Below are 22,694 nucleotides of genomic sequence, written 5' to 3' on the forward strand. Positions count from 1 at the left end.
GTTTTTGTATTTGCATTTGTATGCTTGCTGTATCACAATAAAGGAACCAACCCAACGTAAAGGAGATGGAGGCATGTCGCAATCGACGCTCCAAACCGCAATCAAGGATGAATTGTTGTCCCGCATCAAGAGTGGGCACTATAAAGAAGGGGAAAAATTTCCGACCGAATACGCGCTTTGCGAGGAGTTCGATGTGAGCCGGACGACGGTGCGTGGCGCCCTCAACCAGTTGACGACGGAAGGCTATCTGGTCCGTCAACAAGGTCGCGGGACGTTCGTCGCCGGGAAGAAAGTACAACAGACGTTGTCGTACACGCCGAACAACTATGCGGCCCAGCTTGCCGTTCAAGGGAAACGTGGGCAAGTCGCCTTGATCGACATCTCGGTCATCTCGGCTTCCGGTCAAATCGCATCGGTGTTTGAAGCGGAAGACAACGCCCCGATTCAAAAGATTGAGCGAATCCGTCATGCGGACGGGGAACCGACGCAGTATGAGGTCTCGTTCATCCCGTGGCAGATCGCACCGGGGATCACGAAAGAACAGGCGGAGCATTCACTCTTCCGGACACTAGCGGAGGTCCATGACGTTCATGTCGCGAAGACGACGGAGGCATTGGAGATTGCCTTAGCTGATGAGAAGGTGAGTGCGCTCCTCGACTGTCCACTCGGATCACCGTGCTTCCATATCGAGACGGTGACAGAGGATGAGTCGGGACGGGCGATTGAATACTCACGCTCCTACTTCCGCGGGGACAAGACGAGCTTCGTCATTGAACGGGATTATAACTAATAAAAGCGCCCGACTGTTTCGTATGGAAACGGTCGGGCGCTTTGTTCGTTTAACCTGTAACAAAAAGAAACATGGTCATTTTGAGTGTGAATGACTATGTTCAACAAAACTGAGTACGAATCTCTTATATTCGCAACAACCGATTACAGACTGCATTCTTGACCACCTCATCCTCTCTTTTTTGTACACTAGAACCAGGAGGCGAGAGAAGCATGTCAATCATTGAATTCAAAGATGTGAGTCATCAAGACATCCTGCACCATGTATCCGGGCCGTTTCGAGAAGGACGAATCACAACGTTCGTCGGACCGAGCGGCGCCGGCAAGACGACGTGTCTGAAGCATATCAACGGATTGCTGTCACCAGATACGGGCACGATTCTTTTTAAAGGGGAAGACATCGCGGAGATGGACATCCTCGAGCTACGAAAGAAAATCGGAATGGCGTTCCAAAGTGCACCCATGATTCAAGGGACCGTATACGACAATTTGAATCTCCCGAAAGCCATCTTCGACGAGACACTTGACCGCGATCGGGCTGCCGAATTGCTCCATCGCGTCGACTTGAGTGAGGCGCTCCTCGACCAACCCGTCAAATCACTATCGGGTGGGGAACGGAGTCGGGTCGCCATCGCCCGGACGCTCGTCAATAAACCGGACGTGCTCTTACTCGATGAGATCACGGCGAGCCTTGATTACCGGACGGTGAAAGAGATCGAGCGACTCATTCGAAAACTGCAACAATCATACGGTGTGACCGTCATTTGGATCACCCATGACCTCGACCAGGCACGGCGGGTGAGTGACGACATGTGGTTCTTGAAGGACGGGGAACTACTTGCATTTGGGGACGCATCGTTCATCGATGAGTCGGACAATCCCGTCATCCAACGATTCGTCAGGGGGGAAGATTGATGTCATATATTGAACTCGCGACGGCGCTCATCTTCGTTGTCATCCCGCTTGCCTTGACACTCGTCCTACGACTTGGACTCGAGCGTGATATTATCATTGCGACCGTCCGCTCCATCATTCAACTATTGATCATCGGCTATATCCTGACGTTCGTCTTTGAGAGCGACAGTCCGATCTTCATGCTGTTGATGATTTTACTCATGATTGTCGCAGCGACACAAAACATCCGACGGAAAGGTGATGGGATTCCGGGTATCATGTGGATCATCGTCTTGACGCTCGTGACGATCGAAGCGCTGACGATGGGACTCATGCTCGGACTCGGTATCATCCCATTTGAGCCGGAAAAGGTCATTCCGATCAGCGGGATGGTCATCGGGAACAGCATGGTGTTGTCGCTCCTGTTCTTGAACAAGTTCAAAGACGAGGTCGAGCGGAGTGACGACGTCATCGAACTCATTCTTTCACTCGGCGGCACACCGAAAGTGGCCATCGACCGCAGCTTGAAGAATGCGATTCGCACGAGTATGATTCCGACTGTCGAGGCGCAAAAGACGATGGGGCTCGTCCAACTACCGGGGATGATGAGCGGTCTCATCATCGGAGGAGCTGATCCGATGGAAGCGGTCCTGTATCAACTCTTGATCCTGTTCTTGATTTTGACGACCGCCTCAATCTCGGCGACGCTCGTCGGCTATCTGGCATACCCACGTCTGTTCAACGAGAAGATGCAGTATATCGGACTGACCTATCGGAAATAGAAATAGGAGAGATATAGAAATGGCTGGATGAAAGTTTTACTTCATCCAGCCATTTTTTGTGTATTAAAAGTTAGTAAGACAAGTGAGAACCGAATAAGACTTTCGGCAAAACAAAATATCTTGTATGAGGGGATAAGTGGATTACATCTTGATAAGTGCCACTAGAGTCTTTCCAAGTTACTTGAACGACATATTCATCCTGTTTATCAGAAAATGTTTTTGTTGTAGACAGATACTCAATTTCTTGGTTCCTTGTTACGGTTTCATTGACATCTAAATTATGAATGAGTCTATCATTTTTACTCAAAGCAATCGTTTGGACCTCAACTCGGTGGTCCTGTTCAGAATAGATTTTTCCGCTCCAATACCCTTTTGGAGAAGTCACTTCACTATTGAAGTCCGCTTCCCATTTACCATCCGTTGATTGTCCGAACCATTTTGGAGGCTGATTGATTGAATATGTCATCCAAAGTACAAGAAAAGCGAAGGGGACAGTAATGTATATGACTTTTTTGTTTTTCCACATGACCTTATCCTCAATTCCTTTTTACCACATTGTATATGAATCATTTGAAAAATGATTCATATACAAGATATGATCAAAATTGCTTAATACTCTTTGAATCTCATTACTCAATACCGAACAGGCGAGTCACGTGCTCCCATTCGGACGGATAGGCGTTGCTGCCATGATGCTCGTGAATGAGTGTCCCGTTCGTGAATACGCTGAGGCTCCACTGCGTACCGTCTAGAGTGCGAACCCCTTCGAGTTCTTCGAATACGGTTGGCCACCAATTCGTTCCAAGCAGGTGAAACGCGACACGCATCTGTTTCGCTTCCTCGCCCTCATAGTATTCGAATTCAAAGGGCTCGGTGATCGATCGGTCGGACCGCTCGATGTGACGAAGGACGGTGCCCCTCTCAAAAAAGGTGATCGTACTCACATCATACGTGCCGAACCCACCGACGCGGAAGATGACCTCGACCATCGATTCTTGAGGACGACCGATCGCCTGAAGGATGCGCTTTTGGAGCGGGTGTTCGACGAAAGAAGGAGGGATATGATAAAGGGCGCGAAACGTTTTGTCTTTCATGAAACTTCAACCTTTCTCGGGCATAAGATGCCCCGAGTATAGCGGAATCTTCCGGACGAGGGAGACAAAATAAAGTGCAAGGTACGAAAAAAGCACCTCTTGAAGAGATGCTTCATTGTTAATACACTTCGTACGTCTGTCCAGTCTGCGCGCCTTCGACGCTCTTCACGTAGGCGAGGGCGACCCGTTCACCTGGTACTGCCGCGTAACCACGGAAGTAAGGACCATACGAATCGAGTGCTTCGACGAGGACGTTCGGGCTGACGTTGTTGATGCGGATGCCCCGTGGCATCTCAATCGCCGCACCGGTCACGAATCCTTTGATGGCCCCGTTCGCTAGTGCCGCCGATGCGCCTTCTTTGATGGGGTCGTCCATCAAGATTCCGCTCGTCAGTGTGAAGCTACCACCATCGTTTACATGATCGAGCCCGAGAAGGACGAGGTTGACCTGTCCTTTGATTTTGCTGTCGATACTCTTCTGATTATCTGCCGGCGTCATCTCGGAAAGCGGACCGAAATGCGTGCTACCCGCCGTACTGATGACCGCGTCGACCCGACCGACCGTTTCATACATGTGGCGAATGCTGTCTTCGGAAGTGAGGTCGACTTGCACGTCCGCCCCGTTACGTCCAGCCCGGATGATTGTATGTGTTTTCTCCAACTCTTTTGCGACGGCCTGACCGACCGTACCGCTTGCCCCAACGAGTAAAATTTTCATAAAGAAACTGCTCCTTTCGTCACGCTTAGATTCCATTTCAGAGTAGCGGATGGCGAGGACGTTCGGCAATCAAGTTGCCTCTGGCGGGACAACCGTGCCTTGATGGAATCGCATCTTCCAACGTCCGTCCACGAATACCCATATCGAGCTGCGGCGTGTTTCGCGATTCAATACCGGTTGAACGAGATGATACGTCACCAAAACGTGACCTTCCGTCAACGGATGCAGCGTGAATTCGGATAACACCGCCTCGATCGGGTCGAGCTGGAGTGCCGTCTGATCCCAGTCTTGATACAACAACCGTCCCGAGCTACCGATTTCAAAGAAGTCGTCGGTCAACAGTTCACGCAATCGCTCTGTCGACTGCCTGACTTCCGTCGTCAATAACGCTTCTTCTAGTGTTTGAAGGTGATCTGCCAACTCGTTCATGTCACGACTTCCTCTCTCCGTTGATTCATCACGATGACGCCGAGGACGATCAACAAGAGACCGATTCCGTTCAACGCCGAAAGAACTTCCCCGTAAACAAACACCCCGATGAGTCCCGTCGCCACGGTCCCGAGTCCGGCCCAGATGCTATAGGCGATACTGAGCGGGATTGTCTTCAACACGATGCCCATGAGGGTGAACGACGCGGCGAAACTGACCAACAGAATGGCGCTCGGCACGAGATTCGTGAATCCATCCGACAGTTTCAACATCGACGTCCCGAGTACCTCAAATCCGATAGAAAAGAAGAGTAAAAGATAGGCTTGCATTCCGATTCACCTCACACTTTCATCAAGACGAGCCCGATGATGACGAGCCCAATCCCTGCAATTTTTTGACGACTGATCTGTTCACGGAAGACGACGAACCCGATCACTGCCGTGAGTGCCGTCCCGACCCCGCTCCAAAACGCATACGCGAAGCTGAGCGGGATGGTGAAGAGGGCAAGTGATAAGAGATAAAACGCCGTCCCATAACCGAAGGCGACCCCGAGAATCGGGAGTCGACTCGTGGAGGTGGCGTTCACTTTCAACATGCTCGACCCGAACAGTTCCGAGGCGATGGCCCCGATCAAATAGATGAATCCCATATTACAATCCTCCTTGAAGCAACTCGTCACATGCTTCCCGAATGAGTGTCGCCGCACGGTCCTTGAACGATTCGCTATACCCATACAAGACAGCGAACCAAAAGCCGTCACAGAGAAGGCGAAGTTTTAAAATCGCATCCTGGTCCGGCCCGTCGACAGCGAATCGCTCGTCCCAACCGGTCGACACGTCACTCCAAATCGACTCGCTCGTCGCATCCTCTTGCGAGGAGATAAAGACGGCGACGAGGTCCATATCTCCGTGATCGACATCATCCAATGTCGCCAGCGCATAGGCACGGGTAAACGAATATGGACCGTCCGATAGATGGGCGGTGATTCGTTTCTCGAACGTCTCGATGGCGAATTCGTTCATCTGTCGCAATAAGTTGGCCTTATTGTCGAAATGATAGAGGACTCCGGCTTTCGTGATTCCTGCTTTCGTCGCCAATCGTTCGAGCGACAACTGACTGATCCCGTCCTCTCGAATCATCTGGGCGGCAGTCTGTAGCAACAATTGTTTTTTACTCATCCAATCACACCTCTCTTTACTTAACTGACCGTTCAGTAAAGTTAGTCTATCAAAATTTGCGAGGGGTTGTCGAGATAGAACATTGATGGAATAATCAGGGAAAAGGGGGCGTGACATGGGTTCACATTTGATGCATCTCGTCATCGCGAACGAGATGTTACCAGCGTTATCGGAGATTGATGAGGTCGCATTTTTGCTCGGAAGTCTCGCACCGGATGCAACGACAGAAAAAGAGGCATCCCATTACTATACGGGACGCCATGATGATTTATCTCGTCGCTTGGATTTGTCCCAATATTGGATTGACAGCAAGGAGGAAGACTTCTCGTATCGACTCGGCTATTACGCGCATCTCGTCGCGGATGAGATCTGGTTGCAGGGATTCTATAAAGGTTGGTTGAAAGAGCTCATCACCCAGGACCCGTCAAAACAGGCGGCCTATTATGCGGACTTTGATGCGTACAATGCTCGGCTGTCGGAACGCCTCGGGACGTTCGATTTTGAACGCTTGAAAGGAAATCCAGAGCTCGTTGAACTGGTCGAGAAAGTCGAGCGGGACGCGGCGATGACGGAGGAGGGGACATACACGATGTTCCTCCCTAATCAATTGGATGGCTATGTCGATACGTGTGTCCGCCGCTGCCTGGAGATGGTCAAACGGAAGCGGGCGATGCTCGTATGAAGAGGCGATACGCACCACTCTACGCCACGCTCGGTCTCTTCCTATTGACGGTGATCACCTTCTTCACCTTGAACGGTCGGGTATTCCCGAATCTCGAATTGATGACGGTCATTTGGGTTTATCTCGCGATTGACATCGCCTTGTTCGCCACGTTGATTTGGGGACTGTTCATGAAGGATCGAATCATAAAAATGTACACACTTCTTGCGACAACCGGGTTGATGATCCCGTTGTCGATTTGGATTTTCTTATTGCTGTTGGCGAACGGAATCTCGGAGGCATGAGATAGATGGATGAACCTAAGAACATTCCGTTTCTAATGCGTCGTGTACCATTTTTCATATTAGCAGCCCTCGTGGCTCCGATAGCAATCGTCCTTTTAATCATCTATTGGCGAGATTTGGACGATGATTTACGATTTGGACATCTCATTTTTTCGGTCATCTTATCCTTATTTTTCGTGGTAGACCTTCTACCGAGAGGGATGACACAAACCGTATTATTGGCGTTCACAATCACATGTGTATGGTTCATCACCTATATTGTGTTTCGAGGTAAAAAGAGGGCACGGCACAATAACGATTGAACTCTAAACTAAATCGCATGAACCCAACCGAGAAAGTGGACCTCCCACTTTCTTTTTTTGTGCGTGCATCTATAGAAAGAAAAATTTTCCTATCCGAATCTTGTCAAATTGGCATTGCGTATCCTTTTTTTGTTTGTTATGCTACTTGATGAAAACGACAATGATAATCATTATCACTGATAACGAGAATACGATACTAGACATACATAACCAACGTGGCTCGTTTTTTGGTGCGAGGATCATTGAAACTTACATACAGAGGAGATGGATGAAGTGGGGAAATTCAAGATTTCACTCATGTTGACGTTGCTCGTCTTCGTACTCGCCGCATGTGGCGGAACGAGTGAGACGAAGAAAGAAGAAAACGTCGACGGCGCAACAAAGACAGAGACGGTCGAAATTACAGACGCACATGGCACAATCGAGGTACCGGTCAACCCGGAGAAGGTCGTCGCCCTTGATAACCGGACGTTTGAAACATTGGCAGCATGGGATATCGACTTGGTGGCGGCACCAATCGGACTCCTTCCAGCAGAGTCGCCATATGCATCAGACAAAGACATCGCGGACGTCGGCATGCACTTCGAGCCGAACTTAGAGGCGATTGCGGGAGTTGACCCGGACGTCGTCATCGTCGGTCAACGTTTCGCAGATTACTACGAGGACATTAAAAAGTTGGTTCCAGAAGCAGCGGTCATCGATTTGAACATCGAGATCCCAGAAGACTCAGGTACACCGGGTGAGATTTTAGTCAAAGGATTGACAGACACGACGCTCACACTCGGAAAAATCTTTGACAAAAACACAGAAGCTGAAGCCATCGTCGCTGACCTCGACAAGTCGATCGAAGACGCGAAAGCGGCATACAACGGAAAAGATACAATCATGTCGGTCATCGTATCGGGTGGAGACATCGGGTTCTCAGCTCCGGTAACGGGACGCGTGTTCGGACCGATGTACGACATCTTCGGATGGGTCCCAGCTCTTGAAGTCGAGAAGAAGACAGGTGACCACGAAGGTGACGAAGTATCCGTCGAAGCCATCGCAGAAAGCAACCCGGACTGGTTGTTCGTTCTCGACCGTGACGCACCACTCGGTGACGCAGAAGGCGCAGTACCAGCAGAAGACGTAATCGACAACGCACCTGCGCTTCAAAAGACGACGGCTGTGTCGAAAGAGCAAATCGTCTATGCCCCGAAAGACACGTACTTGAATGAATCGATTCAAACGTACGCGGAATTCTTCAACAGTGTCACGGAAGCGCTCGCGAAGTAAGGTTCCGTCATGCAAAAACCATTGACAGCCAGGGTTGAGACGATGTCTCAGCCCTCCTTTTCTAGATTGTGGACGAAGTCGTTCGTGTTCACCGTGATCATCGTCCTCGGTTTGGCGGTGCTGTCGCTCTTTACCGGGGTGTATGATCTGTCACGGACAGACGGCTTCGATATGTTTTGGATCACCCGAGTCCCACGGACGGTCGCCCTTATGCTGACGGGTGCAGCGATGGCGATGGCGGGGCTCGTCATGCAGCTCATCACACAAAACCGTCTCGTCGAACCGACGACGACGGGGACGCTCGAGTGGGCGGGACTCGGACTGCTCACCGTTTATTTACTCGTACCGGCACCGAGCCTCATGATGCGGATGACCGGGGCGATCGTCTTCTCGTTCATCGGGACGATGGTCTTCTTCTGGTTCTTACGTTCGGTCAAACTTCGTTCATCGCTCATCGTGCCAATCATCGGGCTCATGTTAGGGGCGGTCATCTCCGCCATCTCGACGTTCCTCGGTCTGTTCTTCCGGGCAAGCCAGGCGATCGAGGGCTGGTTCGTCGGTTCGTTCGCCTCGGTGCAAATCGGGCGCTACGAGTATCTATGGGTCATCATCGTCGTGACGGTACTCATCTTCTTACTGGCGAATCGCTTGACGCTCGCGGGGTTAGGTGAAGACATCGCGACGAGTCTCGGCGTGAACTATAACCAGCTCATGATGATGGCGACGGGGCTCATCGCCTTATCGGTCGGTGTCGTGGCGACGGTCATCGGGAATTTACCGTTCCTTGGACTCATCGTCCCGAACCTCGTCTCGATGTTCCGTGGGGATGATTTGCGCAGCAACCTTCCATGGGTCTGTCTTGTCGGGATGGGTGCGATTCTCGTCAGTGACTTGATTTCACGGACGATCATCATGCCGTTCGAACTCCCGGTCTCACTGATTCTCGGGACGGTCGGGGCAATCGTCTTCATCATGATCTTGATGCGACAACGGAAGAAGGGAGGGGTTCGATGAGTACGGTCATGGAACGAGACGGTGTCGAAGTCTCGATTGGGGAATTGAGAGAAGAACGTCACGCCTCGGCGTTTCAATCGAAACGGGCGAGCAGACGCTATTGGCTCTTCTTAAGTGCCTTCATTCTCGGCGGACTGTTGTGTGCGCTCGGGCTTCTCCTTTATAACAATCCGGTCCCGATAGACTCTCCGTCATTCGTGCCGGTCGTGGAACGGCGAATCGTCGCCATCGTCACGATGCTGATTGCGGCACTCTGTCAAAGTCTTGCGACGGTCGCATTCCACTCCGTGACGAACAACCGCATCATCACGCCATCGCTCCTTGGATTCGACGCGCTCTACTCGACGATTCAGACGAGCATGGTGTTCTTCTTCGGGGCAGGGGCGTTGATCGGTTTCTCGGGGACAAGCGCCTTCTTGACACAGGTCGGCCTCATGGTGACGATGAGTCTCCTCCTGTACGGATGGCTCTTGTCAGGGAAATACGCCAACCTGCAGCTCATGTTGCTCATCGGGATCATCATCGGGACGGGTCTCAACTCGGTGTCGTCGTTCATGCGCCGCATGCTCGCCCCGTCCGAGTTCGATATCCTGCAGGCACGACTGTTCGGTTCGGTGACGAATGCCGACGTGGCGTACTTTCCCATCGTCATCCCGATCGTCGTCATCGCCGGGACACTCTTGTTCCTGTTCTCGAATCGATTGAATATCGTCGCACTCGGCAAGGACGTCGCGACGACGTTCGGGGTGAACCATCGGAGGAGCGTCATTTACACGCTCGTCCTGATCTCACTCCTCATGTCCGTCTCGACTGCGCTCATCGGACCGCTCACGTTCTTCGGATTCTTAGTCGCGACGCTCAGCTATCAGGTCGCCTCGACGTATGACCATAAGTACGTCTTTCCGATGGCGTTCGCCCTAGGGTTCTTCGTCCTGACGAGTGCATATTTCTTTATGTATCACATATTCCAGACGCCAAGTGTCGTCTCCGTCATCATCGAACTGTTCGGCGGACTCATCTTCTTGGCTGTCATTCTAAGGAAGAGGTCGCTATGATTCAAATCGAACAAGTCAAAAAATCGTATACAGACGATGTCCACATTGGACCGCTCACGCTCGATATCCCGAAAGCCGGATTCACTTCATTGATTGGACCGAACGGAGCGGGCAAATCGACGACACTAATGATGATCGGACGGTTGCTCAACTTAGACGAGGGTCAGATCCAAGTCGCCGGCATGGACGTGTCGAGCACGAAGTCGAAAGACTTGGCGAAAATCATCACCATTCTGCGTCAAGAGAACCACTTCGTGACACGGCTCACGGTCCGACAACTCGCCGGGTTCGGACGTTTCCCTTACTCGAAAGGGCGCCTCACAAAAGAGGACGAGGCGATCATCTCGAAATATATCGACTTCCTCGACTTGACCGCGCTCGAGAACCGCTATCTCGACGAGCTCTCAGGAGGACAAAGGCAGCGTGCCTATGTAGCCATGGTGCTCTGTCAGGAGACGGAATACGTCCTCCTCGATGAACCGCTCAACAACTTAGACATCGCTCGTTCGGTACAGATGATGGAGTATTTGCGCCACGTCGCCGACGAGTTCGGACGGACAATCGTCACGGTGCTCCACGACATCAACTTCGCGGCGAAATACTCGGACCGCATCTGTGCGATGAAAGACGGACAGATCGCTGCGTTTGGAACGGTCGATGAGATCATGGACGCGAAGATTTTATCCGAAATTTTTGAGACGAAACTGGAAATCATCGAAGGGCCGTATGGGCCGATTGCGGTGTATTAACGAAAGGGAGAATTCACATGAAAATTGACTGGACACCGATCACTAAAGTCGTAAACGAGGCACCGGATACATACACGTTCCATCTCGCCTTGCCACCTGAGTTCACGTGGCAGGAAGGGGCGCATACGCATCTCGCGCTCGAAGGGTTCAACGCTGGGGACAAGCCGGACCGAAGTCTCGTCCGCCATATGTCGATTTCCACATTGCCGCACGAAGGAGCGATCGGGATCACGACCCGCATCAAGTCCAAATGCTCAACGTTCAAATCGATCCTTCGTGACATGGTACCGGGGGACAAGGTCGCCTTGTTCAAGACACATTCGAACGTCCCGCTCGAACGGAGTGGGAAGAACGTCTACCTCTTATCGGCGGGTGTCGGACTCGCGACATTCCGTCCGGTCGTCCTCGAGTACTTGGCGAACGGGGAAGGTGTCCCGCATCTCCATTCGTTGAACGTCGATTCGTCGAAGGCGTATTTGTTCGGTGACGTCTTCGAATCGAACGAGCACTTCACGTCAGAGTTCGTGCCGAGTCGGAAAGATTACTACGAACGCGTGGAGATGATGGCATCCGACAAGGACGCCTTGTTCTATATCGTTGGCAGTGATGAGCTGTTGCGTGAAACGATTCAGGTGCTTCGGTCGAACGGGGTGGCATGTGACAACATCAAGATCGACAAGCATGATTTTCAACGAGAAGACTTTTTAGGTTGATACTCAAACCGGGGACACGTGCCCCGGTTTTTTCGTGCACAACTTGACGAATCGTTCGAAGATGCCACGTCCGTCCGGGGTCCCGATCGACTCGGGATGGAACTGGACACCGTACGTCGGATGGGTCGGGTGTTCGAGTGCCATGATGACACCGTCTGTCGTCTCGGCCGTGACCGTCAGTTCGGTCTTTTGTACGACGAGCGAGTGATAGCGCATGACGTCCATCGATAACCCTTCGAAGAGGACGCTTGGCACCGTATTGATCCGTGAGACTTTCCCATGCATCACCTCGTTCGCCCGTCCGACGACTCCACCGAACGCCTCGGCGATGGCCTGATGGCCGAGACAGACCCCGAGAATCGGAATATAGCCGGAAAGTTCTCGAACGACCGCGAGCGACACACCAGCGTCTTTGGGACCACCGGGACCGGGGGAGAGGATGATGCCGTTCGGGTTCATGCGACGGATTTCTTCTATACTATGTTCATCGTTCCGGATGACGCAGACGTCACTGAAGCGGGCGACGTCCTGATAGACGTTATACGTGAACGAATCGTAGTTGTCGATGAGGAGAATCATGCGAACACCTCCAAAAGGGATTTGGCTTTATGCAGCGTTTCTTCATATTCCGATACCGGGTCTGAGTCATAGACGATGCCGGCGCCTGCTTGGACATGGGCCGTGTCACCTTGGACGACCATCGTCCGGATGGCAAGGGCGAAGTCGAATCCGCCCCGGACGTCGAGATAGCCGACCGCCCCGGCGTAGACTTCTCGTTTCACCGTCTCAAGCTCGTCAATCAACTGCATCGCCCGAATTTTTGGAGCTCCGGACACGGTACCGGCCGGAAGACAGGCACGGAGGGCGTCGATCGGGGTCACATCGTCACGTAAATCACCTTCGACTTCCGAGACGAGATGCATCACGTTTTTGAATCGTTCGAGCTCGATGTGTTTCGGGATGGTGACCGTACCGACTTTCGCGACCCGCCCGATATCGTTTCGTCCGAGGTCGAGGAGCATCCGATGCTCGGCGAGTTCTTTCTCGTCTTGAAGGAGTGACTCCGCGTGACGTATGTCTTCCTCGACGGTCTTCCCACGTGGGCGTGTCCCGGCGATCGGGTTCGTCGTCACTTTGCCGTTCTCGACCCGGACGAGACTTTCAGGAGAAGCACCGAGGACGATCGCTTCCCCGAGGTCGATGTAGAACAAGTAAGGACTCGGATTTTGTTTCCGCAGCGTCCGGTAAAAGTGGAACGGGTCCCCGGTGAACGTTGCGTCGATTCGTTGTGACAAGACGAGTTGGAACACCTCGCCCGCAAGGATCGCCTCTTTTGCCTGGAGCACACGGTCGATAAATTCGTCCTTCGGCGTCAAGATGCGCTCGCTCGTCCGGACGACCCGTTCGAGGGCGTGCGTCTCCGGTGTCTCGAGCTGTTCCCGGATGGACTCGAGTCGCATCGTCGCATCCGACTCGCTCGTATCGATCAGGATGACCTGTTCCTCGAGGTGGTCGTATAAGACGACCGTCTCATAGCGTTGGAAGAGGGCGTCCGGCAAATCACGCGTTACGGTCGGCGTGTTCGGGATCGGTTCATACACCCGAAGCAAGTCATAACCGATATAGCCGACGGCACCGCCGATGAACGGGTAAGGTGCAGTGAAGTCTTCACGTGTGATGCGTTCGGATAAGGCATGGAGCGGGTCGTCTGCATAGATTGTCCCTGTTGCATCTGTCACGTCATTCCCATCGACTCGGATCGTCTCGACCGGGTTCGCCGCGATGATGGAGTAGCGGCCGTGTTTGCCTTCCGCGCGACTTTCGAGTAATACTTTTCGTCCACCTTGTAGTCGGTGGAAGATTGCCACCGGTGTGAGTTCGTCACCATTGATGATCCGTTGTTGCATTGAAAGAACCTCCTTATAATGGGTAATAGAAAGGGGATATGCCGATGTCAGTCTTACGACCTGACCAATTTTCAGGTGAAGCGTTGACCGAGCACATCGAACTCGAGGACACGCTGTCACCTTACGTTGATATCAAATCCTATGAACTGAATCTTGAATATTTTGAGGCAGTCGTTCGTCATGCCCAGCAATTGTTTGATGCGTTGTTCGAAGAGGGCGACCCCATCCGGATCGTTTGGCATGTATATGGACAGCCCGTCAAACCGACCCTCTTGTTCCGTTATATCCGGGACAAATCGGTGCGCTTCAAGACGGCCGCCACATCGTGCACATTCGATGACGAACCGTTATGGATGTTCACCGTGCCGGTAGCAGACAAGTCCGAAATCCGTGTGCGACCACTCCTCGAGGCGATTTGTTATCAAGATTTTTATACAAAATCAAAGCCTCGTTTGAACGGAGAGTTCACAACGTATCCGTTCGTTCAGTTCATCCACGAACGAGAGGGTCACGTCTTGTTCGTATACGATGACCGAGGTGCGTATATCCGTGGTACGTCACCAGCCCACCTCCAATCGCTCAAACAAAAAATCTCCTCGTCCCGCATGCCCAATCGGACATGAAGGACGAGGAGATTCCCCGTGTTGCCACCTTCGTTGAAAGACGCCTTGTCTTCCCACTCATCGCGAACCATCATTCGCTGTCCCCGATAACGGGAGGACCCGTCAGAGCCTACATGTCGGTCTGAACGCTCAAAAGCCCATTCACGCAAGGCACGACACCGGTTCGCATCGACCACCGGCTTTCTGAAGACGTCCCTTCGCGCTACTCTTCTTTCTCATCGCGAGTTCGTATGAATGTTATCGTTACTTTAACGGGATAAAGATGCATTGTCAAGCATCATTTGACCGAAGCGTGCCCCACCTGACGTTTCCCGATGAACGTGAACGTGATTCCCAATGCCAAAAGGGGAAGGAGCCACCACTTCGTAAAGAAGAAGAGGGTGCCCCGATACATGAACCACTCCATGCCCAAGTAGGCGAAGAGCGTGATCAAGGGAGCGATAGACAAGCGCTTCAAGTGCAATGCGATGGCGACCCCTAGTCCGATCGTAAACGTTGGAACGATCACGAGTTGCCATAGGAACGGATCGATATAGTGAAACATGGAGAGTCCTCCTTATAACGATTAATCACGACACATCAGGCAGATTTTTTTGTTTTCAACAATCCGACGAAGATGAACGAGAACAAGAGCGAAATCAGCGGGAAGATGACATTCCACGAACTGAGATGGCTGACATCGAACGGACTGTGGTCATAATAGACGGCAAAGTACGTCAATTCGATGATGGCGTTCAACAAGAACGTCACCACAGGGCCGACCCAGACCCGTTTCATGATCATGGCGACCACGACACCACCGCCGATGGTGAGAAATGGGACGATGACGAGTTGCCATAAGAACGGGTCGATATATTGAAACATGGAGCATCCTCCTTATAACGATTTGTAGCCTAGGAAATACGGGCGCCACATCGGTTCATGGATCGAGTTGATTTGAAGCATCTCGCCCCCGGCATGGATGAAGAACTCATCATCGAGCATGATGCCGATGTGCGATGGACCGGATTTGTACGTGCCGGCGAAGAAGACGATGTCCCCGCGACGGCCACTCGTGATACCCGTCCGTTTGTTCTTGAAATGGCCGCTATGCCAGTAACCTGACACGTTTGTGCGACCACCGATTTTACCGGCTTGATTCGTTGCGTAGTGGATGAGACCGGAACAGTCAAAACCGCCGTTCAGCGGAGACTGTGAGCCCCACGTGTACGGTGTCCCGAGATGTTTCACCGCGACGGCAATCATGCGTTCTTTTTGTGAGTTGTCCCGTTTCTTCAACAATGCATCTCGTTTGATGCGAATGTCTTTCGTCTTGACGTAGACCGGACGCCAGTCGTATTGGATGAGATAGGAGTCGCCACTCTTCCCACGAGGGTAGATGCGACGACCGGCATCGAGATACCCGATCGGACGGGTGTCGTTCGGGTTGGCGTAGAACGGCGTCTTCTTCGTCGTCCCATAGTGGGCGGCCGTATAGACGCTCGCCGGTTGAATCGCCTTCGGTTTCGTCTCGGCGATATATGGGTTCAACACGTACACGCGTTTCCCGGACGGAAGACGGACGTGCCAGAAGTCGGCATCAATCGAGCGGAGCCCGACGAGTTTCGTCCCACGGGGCAGAGTGCCGGCCGGACGACCGTACGCGACGTCAGCCGAGAAGTAAGGTGTCCCGTTGAACTGTGTATAGAAGACCGTTCCTACCTTCGGCTTCGCGGTCGGTTTCGAGACAGCGAGGTAGCCAGTCGCGACATAGCGATAGGCTCCGTTTAATCGGATGCGCGTGTAGTAACCGCTCGTCCCATATGTCTCGATGAGCTGACCTCGTTTCAATGAACCGACTTGTTTCGCGATTGAGGTCGAGGCGTATACTTCGACCTCGTTATAACGGCTGTATCGTTTCCCTGTCGCTTCGAAGCGAGGTGGTTTTTTCGTACTCGTCACGCTCGTCGGGACGAAGTAATAGTTCCCTTTCGTGAAGATGCGGGTATAGCTTCCACGGGTGCCATAGATGTAGACGAGCTGACCCCGCTTCAGGGACAAGGTCGTCTTGGATGATTTCATCGTCCGAGCATAGACCGGTGTGTTTTTCGTGATGTACCGTTGTCCGGTTTTAAGATAAGGTGGCTCCGTCGTCCCAAGCGATGCGGATTCGACGAAGACATATTGTCCGTTGTAATAGACACGGGTGAACAGACCGTCTGTCCCATAGATGCTGACGAGTTGACTCCGTTTGAGTGAACCGACGACTTGCTTCTTGTCTGTGTCTAAATAAATCGATGTCTCTTTTTGAGCATAACGGCTCCCCGTTTTAGCGTAGCGGGGCATCTTGGCAGCGAGTGCGTCTCGCTTCATATACACGTACATGCCATTTTGATAAAGGCGGGCCATCGAGCCATTTGTGCCATATACACTTACTCGTTTGCCCCGGACAATCGTCCCGACGATCTCTCCGTCCTCATTCATATAAGAGGATGTCGTCAAGACGAATTGCGAGTCCGTCTTGAACGGGATTCGATTTGTCATCGAGAGCGGGATGTATCCGACAGTTCCATTTAGATCGACACGCATCTGTCCGTCGATGAGGAAGCCGTTCAAGGTTTGACCGGCTTCAAGCGGAGTCATGGTTCCACCATCTGGTGAAGACGAGATAGTCGCTCCCTCTTTTGCGTAGCGGGTCACTGCCGCCGGGACCGTCTCTCCGAGGGCGTCACGGGCGATATATGTCCCGTCCGTCGTGAGGAGAAGGTCGCCTTCGATATCGAAGACGTCGACCGCTGTCCCGATGGCGAGTGTTGCCACTACATTTCCGGCAGCATCGCGTGCATCCGTCTCCGTATGGACGTAACGGGTGACAGCGTATGATAAGGCGTCGTTTCGGACGAATCCTTTTTGTGAAGCGACGGTGACGGACGTATGGGTCTCGGTCACCTCATGGACATCCACACGCTCCGCTTGGTCTGTGACCAGGAGGACGACCGTTTCTTCTGGATCGGCATAGAGGGTCGTGCCGGCACGAAGCATGGCCTCAGACCCGACCGCTTGAGCGGTGAGTGTCCAATAGAAGGTAAAGAGAAAGAGCAAACTGAAGATTCGTTTCAACATTTCCACCTCGATTCATGAAATTTACAGTTTTTAGTATATACATAGTGGAGATGAAAAAGGTTGCTTATTTCGATAAAAGGGAAATGATTGAAGGAATCCGTGCTCAGCATTCCACTCGTTCGTTTGCGACCATCTGTGCTATGATGGACGGGGAAAGGAAGGGACAACTATGGAGACACTCAACATGAAACAACTTTCTGACGACCGATCGGCCCATCAGGTAGCCGGCGATCTCGACGCGATGCGGGCGCTCATGCACGACTCGTTCCGATATGTCGATTCGAGCGGGCGTCAGTTCGATAAAGAGACGTTCTTAGACCAGTTCGTCGACCCGACAGCGATTCAATGGATCGCACAGGACACGGTCACGTTCGATGAGACGGTACGCGGTGACCTCGCCGTCGTCCAACTCTTGCTCGAGGAGAAGTTCATTCTCGGCACGAACGCGTACGAAGGTCGCTTCTGGATGCTTCATCTTTATGTGAAAGAAGATGGCGTCTGGTTATGGCAAGGCGGACAAGCGACGATGATAAACGAAGGATGATAAGCGTTCAGACACTCCGAATCGATGGAGTGTCTTTTTTATAAAATGAAGGAAATGTGAATTTGAAAAATATATGCCTATTTTAGAAAAATTATGTACCCTTTTGAAAAAGGACAGATTATAATAATTTTGTAAACGATTGTCATTATTCTTGAGGGGGACCCTACTTATTATGAAACAACCGAAATATGCAGCACTTTTCCTAGCTACCACACTCGCATTCGGAGGTATCGCGCCTTCGACAATCGTCAACGCAGAGACGACGGAAGACGTGACTGCTCCTGACGCACCGGTATTATCGGCACCACTCCACACGTCGACAACACTCACGATCACTGGTGAAGTGGCTGCGAAAGCGGAGATCTTGATCAACGGCAAGACATACGTCCGTACAATCCTCGAAGGTGGCGAGGCCGTCTTCAAGATGTCACCACAGTCGGTCGGCAAGGTCATCGACGTCCGTCTCGTCGACGCGAGCGGCAACGTGAGTGACACGACGCGTGCCATCGTCGCCGAAGACCCGAACGCACGTCCAGACGCACCAGTCATCAAACCGTTGACGGAGACGTCACGTGAAGTGCGCGTCGTCGGGGAGCCGGGACAATATGTCGAGCTCTCGATCGGCAGCAGCACGTATAAAGGGAAGTTCGATGCGAACGGGCTCTACCGTCGTGGCATCGCACCGCAACCGGCCCACTCATGGCTCTCGGCGAAGACGATCTCGACGAAAGGCGCGACGAGCGACGTCTCGAAACGTAGCGTCTACACAGACCGCGTCGCACCGAGAACAGCGACATTGACACAGTCCGTGACGGCAGCATCATACGGTGTCTTCGGAAAAGCCGAACCGTATGCGACGGCCATCGTCAAGATTGGCACAAAGTCATACACGGCACCGGTCATGTCGACTGGGAAGTTCATCGTGAAGATCCCACGTCAAGCGATGGGGCAGAAGATGTCACTCGTCATCCGTGACGGCGCTGGAAACGTCAGCCAATCGAAGACAATCACAGTACAGCACGCGCTCTACAACAACTTCCACCGTGTCTACATGGAAGGCATGAAGTTGACGGTTCATAAAGAAGTCTTCTATGCAGATTCGACGACGAAATACGCGGACACGTTCGTTCCACTCTTCTTCGGACATCCATCGAAGTCGGGCCTCGGGTTCCTTCTCAGCAGTTACACGGAGGATGGCTCGGTCGCTGGATTTGAGAAGTTGACGCTCCGTGTCGGTCGTGCGACCTATTCGCAAAACATCGACGAATTTGATGTTTATTATGACGAGTTCGACGACGGCTCGGTCGAAGAGTCATACTTGTTCGAACCTAATGCGAAACTCATCAGCTTTGTCGACAAGTACGTCCGTCCGGAAAACCGGATCACGGTCATGGTCCAAGGAACGGACTACGACCTCGAGTTCAACCTATCGGGTGCGGAGAAACGCGCATTCATCCAATCCCTCCAATACGCAGGATACTAATTCTTTAGGACCGGTGGAGACACCGGTCTTTTATATGCACGGATTCGATTCTCTTCTATATAAATGAAGTGGCGACTGCCATCTGCCACCTAGGAAGAAATATTTTCGAAATCTTTTTGTTACATTTTTGAAACATAAACCGATAAATAACGTAGAACAACGTGGAGCCAAATGCTTCACTATTTAAGAAAAGAGGGAAAAGGTATGAAACAAGCTTTGCAACGCCTCGTTGCATTTGTATCGGTCATTGCGCTCGTCGTGTCGCTCGTCCCAATGCGGACGATGGCAGCTGGCGCGGCCGATGTGAGCGGGGCCACATTACTTACACCAGGACAGACTGTCGACTTCACGACAGGGACAGATCCGGTGAACACGTATTGGTTCAAGATGGAGCGAGAAGCTTCAGCCATGACACATATGGAGATTGCGATGGAAGCATCTGCTGTGACGAACATCTCGGTCTATCCGAGCGCTGAGACGGCAGCGGCCGATGAGACGTTCGATCGCTACCGGGCGAGCGCTTCTCCGGACGCAGAGACGTCAGTCGCAAAAATCCAATTCCCATACGCATGGGAAGGTCCATATTACATCAAAGTGGAATACATGCCACTCGAGACAATCGATGAAGAGGGCGCGGTGATTCCACCGACGGCAGCAGATGTCTCACTTGGTTATAAATCAGTGAAACTCCCAGTGAAGTATGAAGACGGAAACGGAACGATGTGTCCGGTCGAATCGTTGCTCCCAATGCCAGAAGATGGCGGGTTGCTCGAGTTGATTCGTCGCCTGCAAGAAGAGATCCTTGGTGGATCGAAAGAAGGACGTCAATTGGAGGCACTTTACTACAAGTCGTCCCCGTACATCGTCCGCAAGTTGGCATTCGACAAACAGAAACGCCAAGAGGCGTTGACGGACCTTCAGACGTTACGTCCGCTCATCACGTCACTCGTCAACAAAGAAAGTCACACCATCACGAAAAATGAAGCGACTGCAATCAACCGCATGCACGCCTTGGTCAAATCAAGCGTACCGAGCGGGATCAAGTCGGATGTCAATGACTTGGCTTCATCGGTTGATATGACACGCCTCGCCGGTTCAACGGTGGAAGACGTGTTCGCACAGATTGGAATGGAGCTTCAAACGGTGGACACACCGCGTTATATCGTCAAATACAAATCACAACCATCGACATCGATCGGCAAGATGAACGCGATGACGGATGTATCGGCAGAGCGTATCTCGATCGGTCGTCCGGGAGACTATTTCGCGCTCGTTGACGTCGAGTCGGCAAGCACGAAAATGCAAGCAAAAGCGAAAGCGACGTTGAACGCCGATTCGAACGTCGAGTTCATCGAACCGGTGCAGACGTACAAAGCGTTTTCGACAGATTCGAGCTATGAGTATCAATGGGCAATCAATGAAAAATCAGTCCTCCAACCGATGAAGTATGCGGGTGTCGGATTAGAAGGCTATGAGGCACTCCGCCTTCCAGGTCGTTCAATCAAAGTAGCCGTACTCGACACAGGCGTGGATGATCGTCTGCTCGACTTTAAAGGAAAAGTCGATGTCGCGAACGGAAAAGACTTCACAAACCCGAACGGGGATGGAAGCTCTCGCGATGAGAACGGTCACGGGACGCACGTGGCAGGTGTCATCGGGGCAGTACGAGACAACGGTGTCTCGATGCGCGGGATGGTACCGAACGTATCGATCCTCCCAGTCAAAGTGCTCGGAGCAGACGGGACGGGTGATACGGATCAAATCGCACTCGGAATCAAATATGCGGTCGACGCTGGAGCAAAAGTCATCAACATGAGTCTCGGTGGCGGCGAAAGTCGTACGATCGGTTACATGTTGAAGTATGCCTATGACCGCGGTGTCGTCGTCGTTGCGGCGACGGGGAACGAAAGTGAACCGGCAGTATCTTATCCGGCCTCTTCGAAGTATACTATCTCGGTCGGAGCGACGAACTCCCTCGGAATCGTCGCAGATTACTCGAACTTCGGATACGGCGTCGATGTCGTGGCACCAGGTTCGAAAATCGCGAGCCTTGTCCCAGATGGGAATGTCGTTTATTTGGACGGCACGAGCATGGCGACTCCGCACGTCGCTGGCGTCGTGGCCCTCTTGAAATCACAACACCCGACCCTCTCGGTCGAGTCGATCCGTACGCTCTTGCAACGGACGGCTGACCCGGTCGCCTTCTCAGGCGGAGATGTGCCGGAAGTACCGGTGGACGAGGAAGACGAATGGGCATTTGAAGACATGAGTGTCGAGTTCACGTTACCAGTGGCGTATTACGACGTGTTAGGCGGTTACGGTAAGGTAAACCTTCACCGTGCCGAGTCGATGCTCCGTTTGAACGCGAACCGTGCGGTCGTGGCGGAAAATGCAGCAAACTTCAAAGTGAACGTGAAGTCTGGCACGGTCGTCTCCGTATATAATGGCGATCAAGTCGTCGGACGCGGGACGGCGAAGCAAGCGGTCGCATCGTTCAAGATGAAACCACAACCTGCAGGTACAGTCTTACGCGTCGTTTACACGAACGGCAAGTATCAGTCGACGGAACGGTTGATCGTGGCGGCGGGCAAACGTCCGGCTAGTCCAGCGGTCACAACGCTCCGTGCTGGCGCGAGAGCGGTGTCTGGTAAAGCGACACCGGGTATGACGGTTGTCGTTCGCAATGCGCAGCGTCAATTGTTCGGGACGGCGATGATCCGTCCGGACGGCACGTACAGCGTCAAGACGCGGGCTCTCCGTAAAGGAGAATCGATCTACGTCCACGTGGAAGATTTGAACGGCCGTGCCGGACAAATGACACGTGCGATCGTCAAATAAGCTAGTTACAACGGGAGACGGGTATGCCGATGGGCATATCCGTCTTTTTGTATGGAGTGAATGCAACGGACGAGGTGACCTGACAAGGTTCGAATGATGGAAAAGTGGTTCTCGCAGAGAAAAGGCCGTCATGATGATGCGATTCGTCTGTAATCGGATGGGTCGAAAGTCCTCACGGCACGAGAGAAGGTTGAAACGAGAGGCGCAGATGCCTAAAATGGAACATACCCGTTACTTTT

General features: G+C 52.3%; 26 protein-coding genes and 1 other annotated feature. Of the genes, 14 read left to right on the forward strand and 12 right to left on the reverse strand.

The genetic code is table 11. From position 1 onward, the window contains the following. Positions 1 to 73: 73 nt before the first annotated feature. The 3 genes from KNO79_RS02265 (at position 74) to KNO79_RS02275 (ending at position 2,465) form a co-directional block, all read left to right on the forward strand. A complete protein-coding gene (locus tag KNO79_RS02265) occupies positions 74 to 790 on the forward strand; it encodes a GntR family transcriptional regulator (protein ID WP_012727186.1) in 717 nt (238 codons plus the stop codon). 212 nt (positions 791 to 1,002) lie between these two features. After that, positions 1,003 to 1,704 carry an ABC transporter ATP-binding protein gene (locus KNO79_RS02270; RefSeq protein WP_214690523.1) on the forward strand — a complete coding sequence of 234 codons (702 nt, stop codon included), beginning with the start codon at positions 1,003 to 1,005 and terminating at the stop codon, positions 1,702 to 1,704. Then, entirely contained in the window at positions 1,704 to 2,465 is a 762-nt protein-coding gene (locus KNO79_RS02275) for an ABC transporter permease (RefSeq protein WP_078147521.1), read from the forward strand. The genes KNO79_RS02270 and KNO79_RS02275 overlap by 1 nt, the downstream gene beginning before the upstream one ends. 70 nt (positions 2,466 to 2,535) lie before the next feature. Here KNO79_RS02275 and KNO79_RS02280 read toward each other — a convergent pair whose 3' ends face one another. The 7 genes from KNO79_RS02280 to KNO79_RS02310 form a co-directional block, all read right to left on the reverse strand. Continuing rightward, entirely contained in the window at positions 2,536 to 2,991 is a 456-nt protein-coding gene (locus tag KNO79_RS02280) for a hypothetical protein (RefSeq protein WP_214690524.1), read from the reverse strand. A gap of 103 nt (positions 2,992 to 3,094) precedes the next feature. Continuing rightward, on the reverse strand, positions 3,095 to 3,559 hold the full coding sequence (locus KNO79_RS02285) for a hypothetical protein (RefSeq protein ID WP_214690525.1): 465 nt from the start codon (positions 3,557 to 3,559) through the stop codon (positions 3,095 to 3,097). A gap of 118 nt (positions 3,560 to 3,677) precedes the next feature. Beyond that, positions 3,678 to 4,277 carry a short chain dehydrogenase gene (locus KNO79_RS02290; protein ID WP_214690526.1) on the reverse strand — a complete coding sequence of 200 codons (600 nt, stop codon included), beginning with the start codon at positions 4,275 to 4,277 and terminating at the stop codon, positions 3,678 to 3,680. Between the two features lie 69 nt (positions 4,278 to 4,346). Then, positions 4,347 to 4,706: a nuclear transport factor 2 family protein gene (locus tag KNO79_RS02295; RefSeq protein ID WP_214690527.1), complete on the reverse strand. Its 360-nt coding sequence runs from the start codon at positions 4,704 to 4,706 to the stop codon at positions 4,347 to 4,349. Further along, the gene (locus KNO79_RS02300; protein WP_211782353.1) at positions 4,703 to 5,035 is read right to left on the reverse strand and encodes a DMT family transporter; all 333 of its coding nucleotides are present in this window, start codon (positions 5,033 to 5,035) and stop codon (positions 4,703 to 4,705) included. Before KNO79_RS02300 ends, KNO79_RS02295 begins: the two co-directional genes overlap by 4 nt. Before the next feature lie 11 nt (positions 5,036 to 5,046). After that, complete coding sequence (locus KNO79_RS02305; RefSeq protein ID WP_074036309.1) at positions 5,047 to 5,355, reverse strand: DMT family transporter; 309 nt, start codon at positions 5,353 to 5,355, stop codon at positions 5,047 to 5,049. A gap of 1 nt (position 5,356) precedes the next feature. After that, a complete protein-coding gene (locus tag KNO79_RS02310; protein WP_074035977.1) occupies positions 5,357 to 5,884 on the reverse strand; it encodes a TetR/AcrR family transcriptional regulator in 528 nt (175 codons plus the stop codon). Positions 5,885 to 5,999: 115 nt separating this feature from the next. Between KNO79_RS02310 and KNO79_RS02315 the strand changes: the two genes are divergently transcribed. From KNO79_RS02315 to KNO79_RS02345, 7 genes are all read left to right on the forward strand, one after another. Beyond that, entirely contained in the window at positions 6,000 to 6,566 is a 567-nt protein-coding gene (locus KNO79_RS02315; RefSeq protein ID WP_214690528.1) for a zinc dependent phospholipase C family protein, read from the forward strand. After that, the gene (locus KNO79_RS02320; RefSeq protein ID WP_214690529.1) at positions 6,563 to 6,850 is read left to right on the forward strand and encodes a hypothetical protein; all 288 of its coding nucleotides are present in this window, start codon (positions 6,563 to 6,565) and stop codon (positions 6,848 to 6,850) included. Before KNO79_RS02315 ends, KNO79_RS02320 begins: the two co-directional genes overlap by 4 nt. Before the next feature lie 566 nt (positions 6,851 to 7,416). Further along, positions 7,417 to 8,427, forward strand: coding sequence for a siderophore ABC transporter substrate-binding protein (locus KNO79_RS02325; RefSeq protein WP_031422513.1), 1,011 nt, complete (start codon positions 7,417 to 7,419; stop codon positions 8,425 to 8,427). 9 nt (positions 8,428 to 8,436) lie between these two features. Next, positions 8,437 to 9,441 carry an ABC transporter permease gene (locus KNO79_RS02330; protein WP_031422514.1) on the forward strand — a complete coding sequence of 335 codons (1,005 nt, stop codon included), beginning with the start codon at positions 8,437 to 8,439 and terminating at the stop codon, positions 9,439 to 9,441. Beyond that, positions 9,438 to 10,496: an iron chelate uptake ABC transporter family permease subunit gene (locus KNO79_RS02335; RefSeq protein WP_214690530.1), complete on the forward strand. Its 1,059-nt coding sequence runs from the start codon at positions 9,438 to 9,440 to the stop codon at positions 10,494 to 10,496. The genes KNO79_RS02330 and KNO79_RS02335 overlap by 4 nt, the downstream gene beginning before the upstream one ends. Next, positions 10,493 to 11,245 (forward strand): iron ABC transporter ATP-binding protein, encoded by a 753-nt coding sequence (locus KNO79_RS02340; protein ID WP_031422518.1) that lies wholly within the window; start codon positions 10,493 to 10,495, stop codon positions 11,243 to 11,245. Before KNO79_RS02335 ends, KNO79_RS02340 begins: the two co-directional genes overlap by 4 nt. A gap of 17 nt (positions 11,246 to 11,262) precedes the next feature. Further along, positions 11,263 to 11,958, forward strand: a complete 696-nt coding sequence (locus tag KNO79_RS02345; RefSeq protein WP_214690531.1) for a ferredoxin--NADP reductase — start codon at positions 11,263 to 11,265, stop codon at positions 11,956 to 11,958. Between the two features lie 3 nt (positions 11,959 to 11,961). On the opposite strand, the gene KNO79_RS02350 is transcribed toward KNO79_RS02345, so the two are convergent. After that, positions 11,962 to 12,537, reverse strand: a complete 576-nt coding sequence (locus tag KNO79_RS02350) for an anthranilate synthase component II (protein ID WP_214690532.1) — start codon at positions 12,535 to 12,537, stop codon at positions 11,962 to 11,964. Beyond that, positions 12,534 to 13,865 (reverse strand): anthranilate synthase component I, encoded by a 1,332-nt coding sequence (gene trpE, locus KNO79_RS02355; RefSeq protein WP_214690533.1) that lies wholly within the window; start codon positions 13,863 to 13,865, stop codon positions 12,534 to 12,536. The genes KNO79_RS02350 and trpE overlap by 4 nt, the downstream gene beginning before the upstream one ends. A 44-nt stretch (positions 13,866 to 13,909) precedes the next feature. Here trpE and KNO79_RS02360 point away from each other — a divergent pair, with 44 nt between their 5' ends. Further along, positions 13,910 to 14,488, forward strand: coding sequence for a DUF3885 domain-containing protein (locus KNO79_RS02360; RefSeq protein WP_214690534.1), 579 nt, complete (start codon positions 13,910 to 13,912; stop codon positions 14,486 to 14,488). Then, positions 14,485 to 14,716, reverse strand: a binding site (T-box leader). (Overlaps the previous gene by 4 nt.) Before the next feature lie 49 nt (positions 14,717 to 14,765). Here the strand turns inward: KNO79_RS02360 and KNO79_RS02365 are convergent. From KNO79_RS02365 to KNO79_RS02375, 3 genes are read right to left on the reverse strand one after another with little or no spacing between them, the layout of a single operon-like run. Beyond that, a complete protein-coding gene (locus KNO79_RS02365; RefSeq protein WP_074035999.1) occupies positions 14,766 to 15,032 on the reverse strand; it encodes a hypothetical protein in 267 nt (88 codons plus the stop codon). A gap of 35 nt (positions 15,033 to 15,067) precedes the next feature. After that, a complete protein-coding gene (locus tag KNO79_RS02370; RefSeq protein WP_214690535.1) occupies positions 15,068 to 15,352 on the reverse strand; it encodes a hypothetical protein in 285 nt (94 codons plus the stop codon). Positions 15,353 to 15,364: 12 nt separating this feature from the next. Further along, positions 15,365 to 17,590 (reverse strand): C40 family peptidase, encoded by a 2,226-nt coding sequence (locus KNO79_RS02375; protein WP_251125259.1) that lies wholly within the window; start codon positions 17,588 to 17,590, stop codon positions 15,365 to 15,367. A gap of 169 nt (positions 17,591 to 17,759) precedes the next feature. Between KNO79_RS02375 and KNO79_RS02380 the strand changes: the two genes are divergently transcribed. From KNO79_RS02380 to KNO79_RS02390, 3 genes are all read left to right on the forward strand, one after another. Further along, positions 17,760 to 18,134, forward strand: coding sequence for a nuclear transport factor 2 family protein (locus KNO79_RS02380; RefSeq protein ID WP_143180225.1), 375 nt, complete (start codon positions 17,760 to 17,762; stop codon positions 18,132 to 18,134). 172 nt (positions 18,135 to 18,306) lie between these two features. Beyond that, positions 18,307 to 19,617 (forward strand): Ig-like domain-containing protein, encoded by a 1,311-nt coding sequence (locus KNO79_RS02385; protein WP_214690537.1) that lies wholly within the window; start codon positions 18,307 to 18,309, stop codon positions 19,615 to 19,617. A gap of 204 nt (positions 19,618 to 19,821) precedes the next feature. Further along, positions 19,822 to 22,455, forward strand: coding sequence for a S8 family peptidase (locus tag KNO79_RS02390; RefSeq protein ID WP_214690538.1), 2,634 nt, complete (start codon positions 19,822 to 19,824; stop codon positions 22,453 to 22,455). Positions 22,456 to 22,694 lie beyond the last annotated feature (239 nt).

Source organism: Exiguobacterium sp. s43 (genome assembly GCF_018617255.1).
Classification (GTDB): domain Bacteria; phylum Bacillota; class Bacilli; order Exiguobacteriales; family Exiguobacteriaceae; genus Exiguobacterium; species Exiguobacterium profundum.